The 7,378-nt window shown below is 59.8% G+C and carries 7 protein-coding genes; 1 reads left to right on the forward strand and 6 read right to left on the reverse strand.

The annotated features are described in order from the left end of the window. The 6 genes from ACH2EH_RS26265 to ACH2EH_RS26290 form a co-directional block, all read right to left on the reverse strand. The coding region (locus ACH2EH_RS26265) for a ribonuclease J (protein ID WP_395146381.1) at window positions 1–1,546 on the reverse strand (1,546 nt) is incomplete at its 3' end. Between the two features lie 213 nt (window positions 1,547–1,759). Continuing rightward, window positions 1,760–3,202 (reverse strand): hypothetical protein, encoded by a 1,443-nt coding sequence (locus tag ACH2EH_RS26270; protein WP_395146382.1) that lies wholly within the window; start codon window positions 3,200–3,202, stop codon window positions 1,760–1,762. A gap of 19 nt (window positions 3,203–3,221) precedes the next feature. Beyond that, window positions 3,222–3,722: an RNA polymerase sigma factor gene (locus ACH2EH_RS26275; RefSeq protein WP_395146383.1), complete on the reverse strand. Its 501-nt coding sequence runs from the start codon at window positions 3,720–3,722 to the stop codon at window positions 3,222–3,224. Between the two features lie 30 nt (window positions 3,723–3,752). Next, complete coding sequence (locus ACH2EH_RS26280) at window positions 3,753–4,538, reverse strand: molybdenum cofactor guanylyltransferase (RefSeq protein WP_395146384.1); 786 nt, start codon at window positions 4,536–4,538, stop codon at window positions 3,753–3,755. A gap of 16 nt (window positions 4,539–4,554) precedes the next feature. After that, window positions 4,555–5,460, reverse strand: coding sequence for a 4-(cytidine 5'-diphospho)-2-C-methyl-D-erythritol kinase (gene ispE, locus ACH2EH_RS26285; protein WP_395146385.1), 906 nt, complete (start codon window positions 5,458–5,460; stop codon window positions 4,555–4,557). Then, entirely contained in the window at window positions 5,457–6,608 is a 1,152-nt protein-coding gene (locus ACH2EH_RS26290) for a hypothetical protein (protein ID WP_395146386.1), read from the reverse strand. Before ACH2EH_RS26290 ends, ispE begins: the two co-directional genes overlap by 4 nt. A 45-nt stretch (window positions 6,609–6,653) precedes the next feature. On the opposite strand from ACH2EH_RS26290, the gene ACH2EH_RS26295 reads away from it, so the two are divergent. Then, window positions 6,654–7,378 (forward strand): FAD-binding oxidoreductase (locus ACH2EH_RS26295; protein ID WP_395146387.1); only part of this gene is annotated, 725 nt, incomplete at its 3' end.

Below are 7,378 nucleotides of genomic sequence, written 5' to 3' on the forward strand. Positions count from 1 at the left end.
CCAGAAGCTTCTCCACCACCGTGGCAGCCTCGGCGAGAAGCTCATCGGCGCTGTCCATGTAGAAACAGCCGCGTGAGAGAAACTCAGGGCCACCGATCAGCTCGCCGCTCTCGGAGTCGAGAACGACCACGACATTGAGGAAGCCGTCGTTGGCGAGGAACTGCCGGTCGCGCAGAACCAGCTCGTGAATCTCCTGGCCCGTGTCGCCATCAATGAGCACCGCGCCCGAGGGGATTCGATCCACGATCTCACCTTTACTCGTGTCTAGCTCCAGCACATCGCCCAGCTCCAGCACGAAGACATCCTCCGGAAGCCAGCCCATGTCCTGAGCGTGCCGGGCGTAGAGGGCGAGCATCCGGCGCTCGCCGTGCACGGGAATGACATACTGCGGGTTGGTGATATTCAGAACCAGCTTTAGCTCCTCGGAGTAGCCGTGCCCACTGACGTGCACGGGCATGAGGGCATCGTAGATCACATTGGCCCCTAGAGCAAAGAGCTTGTTGACCACCCGCCAGACCGCAGACTCGTTGCCAGGAATCGGCGACGATGACAGTACAATCGTATCGCCTTTCTGGATGGTCACTTGCCGGTGGTCGCCCGCCGCCATCCGTGAGAGGCCTGCGAGCGGCTCGCCCTGGCTGCCGGTGGTGAGAATGGTGATCTGATTGGCCTTACAGTTGCTGATATCATCGGCGCGCATCCGGATTCCCTCCGGCACCGAGAGATAGCCCAGCGCGGCGGCCATGTCCATATTCTGTGCCATGGAACGCCCCAGTGCGGCGACTTTGCGCCCGTACTTCTTGCTGGAGTCTACTGCCATCTGCATCCGGTGGATTTGGCTGGCGAAGCTGGCGATAATCACGCGGCCCGGCGCTTCGCTGATCACCCGATCAAACGCCTGGCCGACAATGCGCTCCGAGGGCACGTAGCCGCTCCGCTCGACATTGGTAGTATCGGAGACAATGGCGAGCACTCCCTCTTCGGCGATTCGGGAGAGCTTGGGGATATCAAAGAGCAAGCCATCCACAGGGGTCTGGTCCAGCTTGAAGTCTCCGGTATGGAGCACGATGCCCGCGTGGGTGCGGATCGCCAAGCCAAAAGAATCCGGGATAGAGTGCGCCACGCGCACGGGCTCGACCACAAAGTGCCCCAGCTGCAAAACATCATCCGGGCCGTACTCAATGAGCTTGACCTTATCGAGCAGCCGCTTCTCTCCCAGCCGGTTCTTTGCCAGCCCCAGCGCCAGCGCCGGGCCATAAACGGGCACCGCGTTACCGAGCTGTGGCAGCACAAACGAGAGCGCCCCAATATGATCTTCGTGGCCGTGGGTGATGACAATACCCTGAATGGCGGCTTTGTTTTCAACCAGCCAGCGAACATCGGGCAGCACCAGATCCACCCCAAACATCTTCTCATCGGGGAACTTCAGCCCACAGTCCACAATCAGAAGCTGATCCAGGACATGATAGACATAGAGATTTTTGCCGATCTCACCAACTCCCCCAAGGGGGATAAAACGCAGCTTGCCGGGAGGCAGAGTTTCCAAAAAGCGACTCCTTAAGTCATAAAATAACTAATTACAGTATACCGCCTCTAAAGATTTTTGCTTTTCCTCCGAAAATTGCCGGGGAAACAAACGATTATGAAACTTTTACTGCGCCTTCTTGACTTTCTACAGCCAACGGAAATACCCGCCACACCGAGCCTTGCCCACCTCCCTCTCACCACCACGGGCACCTACCGCCCTCACTAGCCAGACTCAGTGTTTGCCCTTGAGCCAGCCGGAGGGCAATGGCTTCGTGGAGAGCTGGAGCTGCTGAATCTTCCACTGCCCACTACGTTTGGTGAGCGTAAACGTCGCCAGCGCTGGGTAGGAGGTACTCACTTTTGCTGTCGTCACCCAGCCACGGACATTCACATCCACCGTCGCTTCAGGTGCGCGTGGCGGAGGTGGAAACGGATCGGCCTCGCTCTTGCGCACATATACCGACGGGCCAGGGTGCGCACTCATCACCTTCTCCGCCCGCCAGCTCTTGTAGGAAGTCTGCGTCGTTATCATGGCCCGCGCCTCTTGCTGCCGCGCTGCTCGCTTCTTCTGCGGAACGGCATCAAAGTCCCAGAGCGCCAGAAACCCCGCCATGTCCTTGCGCGAGTAGGCCCGAATCGCTTCCTCAACAACTTTCTTACGCGCCTGCTCATCGGCACGTATCTCTCGGGTGCTGCTCCAGGCTTCTAGTATCTGATAGTGCTCCCCCACTTTAGGCTTGGGCAACTCAAACACTCCCGAGGGTGGTGTCTCATTGTAGCGAAAGTTCTCCGCGATGCACCGAAATGCGATTTGTTGCGAGTTCGGCCTCCTCTCTATCTCCTCGCGGCGTGCCACCCGCATAGTCTCCCGATCCACCCACACGGTTACCTCCCGACGACTGCTATTGGTGCCCTTTTGAATCATGACGGTTCGGTCAAATCGGAGCAGCTTCTTGCCCTCCCGCTCCTCATCGCTTTGCTTCCAGGGCAAGTAGGTTTTGGTCTGAATATAGTCGTCCCCCGAATCAAATTTCTCCGTCCTCCCCGGATCGTCTTTAGGGAGAACCACCTGATCCATCACAATTTTTGTTGCTTTGTTCCCCTGGAAAAATTGGGACGGCATCTTCAAGTACACCGACCGATCTCTTGTCTTCATGTAGTCCCACGCCTGCTCAGAGTTCATCACAACACGCCGTTCCTGAGCACCATCCAACTTTCCTGAAACCAAGACATGACTGAGCTGGTGATTTACCATGTCTCCCCAAGACTCATAGATCATCACACTCTGATTATCGGAGGCGATTGACCGCCCCGTGCCGTTGGGCTTAAACGCCCAGACCATGTGCACCTCCATCGTCTCTGTCCAGTGCACCGTTTTGATCTTCTCCATAGCATCTTCAACAGCAGCAAACGAGGGCATCGGTCGAAATGGGCCACCAGGAATCGCGAAGAATAGCGCTGCGCCAATGGCGATGGTGACGCCTCCGACAAACCCAATCGGCCGTAGGGGGCTTGTTTTGTGTTTCGGCTCCGGCATAAAGAAATCGGCGGTTTGGAGAAGCGCGTCGGTGCAGCCAAGCGCGGCGTGGTTTTGTTTGCAGCTCGTACAGTGCTTGACGTGGCGGCGCACGGTGAAGGCTTGCAGACCGTGTAGCTCACCGTCGTGGAGGCGCATAAGGGTTTCGTGGGGGATTTTACAAAGCATCGGAAAGCTCCTTTCGTAGCTGCTGACGCGCCCGAGAGAGGCGCGACATGACGGTTCCCAGGGGAATCTCTAAGACGGCGGCAATCTCTTTGTAGGAAAGCTGCTCGTAGACAGCGAGAACCAGCACGGTGCGCTGATCGTCGGGAAGGGTACTGAGCGCGGCTTGGACAGCCAGTGCCATGGTCGGATCTGTGTGGGGCGCGGGGATGCTTTCGAGAAGCATGTCCGTTCCCAGATTTCGTTGCTCTCGACAGCGGAGCACGCAGCGCACTGCGATTTTATAGAAAAGAGTAAACGCCTTTGCCTGACCGCGAAACTTAGGGAAGGCTTGCGCGGCTTGCAGCGCCACTTCCTGGGTCAGATCGTCAGCGGCCTCACGGCTCCCGGAGAGACGCACCACCAGCCGCCAGACCCGATCCCGGTGACGGTTCCAGGCTCGCTCAAAGGCAGGATCGGGTTTGGTTTCGGCTGCCGCCAGCAGAGTGTTCATTGCTAGAGTTAGTGCAGCCTGAGGCGCGTTTTATTCCCTCACTAGATATTTCCGTGCCAATGCCACATCTTCCGGGTGGTCCACATCCGCCCCCACTCCGGCGTGGTTTGAGACAATCGCGCGGGCGCTGGCCCCGCCGAGCAGGCGGCTGACGGCGGCTTCGAGCTGCGGGAGCGTGAGCAGCGAGGGCGCGATACGAGAGGCGAGTAGCCGAAGAATGGTGCTGGGGCCGAGCAGGGCGGCGAGTCCGGGGACATTCTTGCGGAGCGCGTAGGCGTGGCGAACAGCGGCCTCGCGGGTTCGCAGAAACTCCGGGTTTAAGATGACAAGATTCCCTCCCGTGAACTCTCCCTCAGATAATTTCAGTGTCGTGCGGCGCATCTCCGGAAAGGCGTCGTAGCAGATTTTGGCGGGGATGATCGAGTACACAAAGTCCGCACTCTCCGGAGCATCGGCAAGTAAGTCCGTCACGGCCTGAGCGGTAAGAAAAGGAATGTCGGCGGTGACAACCAAGAAACGCGTCTCGGAGGAATTTAGGGAAGATACGCCATTCAGCAGCGTGTCCACCATGGACTCCCCACCGGGCACGGGCGTGCAGCCGGGCAGAAGCGGGACATCGCCCGCGAGTAAAATCCGACCGATTGCGGGGGTCGCCTGCAAGGTCTCTACAACATGCTGGTACATGGGCTTACCGTTTAACTCCAGCAGTGCCCGGTTGCGCACTCCCGGCGGGAGCAGCGGCTCCCAGGAGGCGGCGTATTTGTCTTTTACAGCCCCTCCAGCCAGCACGAGGGCAGCGATATTCTGGATCCTCATAAGCTCTCCACCATACTCATAAGCTCTCCACCAGCTTCAGCCAGGCGACTTTTCCGGCAAGTGTTTTCACCAGCTCCAGCGCGTGTGCTCGATCCCGCGCCAGCCCAAACACCGACGAGCCCGAGCCACAGAGCAGCGCCCGTAGCGCCCCGGCGTCGGTGAGGGCGGTGTGGACGGCGGCGACTTCGGGATACGCAGGCAAGATGGCGGCCTCAAAGTCGTTTTTATCTCCCCCGGCTTCGTACCACTCAGCCCCCCCCTCCGGCAAGCGAATGTGGGCGAGGAGTGTCTGCGTGGCGGTGCCAGGCGTGCGGTTTGGGAGAGCATCGAGCAAGGCGTAGGCGGGGCCAGTGGGAACGCCAATAGCGGGCCGCGCTAGGACACCATAGAGCCTAGAGAGCGTGAGCGCAACGGGTTCGAGGATCTCGCCGCGCCCGCGCATTCGCACCACCGGAGAGCCGGAGAGAAACAGTGCCACATCGGAGCCGAGCTGTGCGGCGAGTGGCAGAAGTGCCTCAGAGGGACTGACTAGTGCCTCCCCGACGGCTTTGAGCACCGTGGCGGCGTTGCTGCTTCCTGCACCCAGCCCCGCCTGCACCGGCAGGCGCTTGGCGAGCGTGATCCAGACCTGGATATCTTGCCCCGGCGCGAGTGTGTCCAGGGCGAGCTGCGCGGCTTTGTGCGCCAGGTTCTCCGCGCCCTTGGGCATGGGTTCGACGGCAACCGTGTCCGGGCGACGGTCTCTTAGAATCAGTTTCACGAGGCGCGGCCCTTGCTTAACCGTGACCGTGAGCTCGTCGCTAGGCGAGAGAAGTACGACCAGCGAGTCTATCTCGTGAAAGCCATCCGGGCGCAGCATCCCCACATCGAGGGTCAGATTCAGCTTGCACGGTGAGGCCAGTGTTGCCTTGTAGGGCATCATTTTTTAGGCACACCCCGACGCAATACCACGGAGGGAATTGTCCCTGAGACAGCCTTGATGCGCTTGTAGCCCGGGGCAGCCACCTTGAAGGGCACCGGCTTCGACGGGTCCAGTGGGCGGACATCGAGCATCACCTTCCCTGCGGGGCCACTCAGGGTGTAGGTATCTGGTGCAACGGGCACCCAAGCGGGGAGCTTGACACGTAGTTCAGTCTGGAGAAAGATTGCATTGCGGACAGCGTTCACCAAGGCTCCCGGTGTCGTGTTTTCCAGGTGATACAGCGCGAACCCAAGCACTTTGGAGCCAAAGACTTCATCGGTGTCTAGCGCCATCCCGATGTAGTAGTCCATTCCTTCCGTGTTAAGCTGGCTAAGGCGCTTATCGGCAGGTCCGGCGGCATTGTAGCGAGCCATGAGGGGGGCGAGCTGCCGGTCGTAGTAGAGCTGCAAGCCCTCGCGCTCGCAGAAGTCGTCGGTCTTGCGCGGCAGTGCCAGCGCATCCTCACGGAGCCACTTCAGGAACAAGCGCTCCCCTAAAAAACCCGCCGCATCGTTCTCTGGGTCTTTGTAGCCACGCGCCGCCAGGAGAATAAGATGCCCCCACTCGTGCGCAATTGTCCGTGCCCACTCGATTTCTTTACGTGGCTCCGCCACTTCGAAGAGGTAGACATTGTTGACCTGGGTCTCCGCCGCCGCCTTGGCCTTATGCGGTGCCTTCACCCGTGTCAGCCACACCTGGGCCACTTCCTCATCCTGCTGGTAGCTGGCCTCCTGCCCTACTTTATCTTTGTGGAGCCGAAGCAGTCGCCCCGCCAGTCGAGCCACTTTAAGCGCAAAGGCACGGTCGCTGGAGTCGTGGCGCACGGCCACGACTTGCCTGAAGCCGCCCCCCGCCACGGGGGCATAGACGGCGATTTGCCGCGAGAGTTTCAGTCCAAAATTCGGGTCAAGCTTCGTCTCCCCCAGCATCGTGGTAGAGGGAGCCACCACCAAAAACCCACCCGCCAGTGTCTCCAGCTCCATACCCGTCGAGAGCTCGCTGAGCGCCTCTTTGGTAGCGGGGGTCAGCGGCAAGTTCTGGGCATGGGTTGCTGGATTGCCCAGGAATAATGCCAGAGAGAGTAGAGGTAGTAAATAAGAGGATTTCACAAAGGTATTGTACCGCGCAGACAGCAATCGGGTACAACGGGGGGCGTGACACCTGAGTTTCTCACTGATCTAGAATCCCGCCAGCAAGCCTCGCGCTCCTGGTTCCCGCCCCACTTAAAGACGCGTCCTGTGCTATGCAAAGCCGTCGCGCAGCCGAGTTGTGGCGAGGAAGTGGCAGCACTTGTGGCATGGGCAACAGCCAATGCAAAGAGCCTTCGTGCAGTGGGCGGCGGAAGTGGCACGGGTGAGCTTGCGTCGGTAGATATTGCAGTGGATACGTCGCGCCTGACAGAGCTTGCCTGGAACGAGGAAGACCTCACCGTCACGGCGGGGGCGGGCATTACGATTGCTGCCATTGAGAAACAGCTCGCCGGTCATGGCTACACGCTTGGGCAGATGCTGGGCAGTGCGAATCTGGCGACGGTCGGCGGCTGCATCGCCACCGATGCCCACGGGCTTTTCTCTGGGCGCTACGGCAACTTCCGAGAGAGCACGCTCTCGCAAATTTCACACAGTGGGATTATCGTCGCCGCCACACTGGCCATGCGTCCTCAGCCCGAGGCCCGCGCCTGGGCCGTCTTTGATTTTGGCGATTTTCGGGACGCCTGCGCTGCCCTACGTCTCATTCAGCGCAGCGATGCACGACCCAGCTTGGCGCGAATTATCGTGCCTCAGCGCCTTGTGCTTGCCTTCGAGGGCGATGAGCTGATCCAGACCGGGCACTTCCAGCTTGCCTACGCGGTTTGTCAGCAGCTTGGGGGCATTCCCGG

The organism is Armatimonas sp., from assembly GCF_043760365.1.
Classification (GTDB): Bacteria; Armatimonadota; Armatimonadia; order Armatimonadales; family Armatimonadaceae; genus Armatimonas.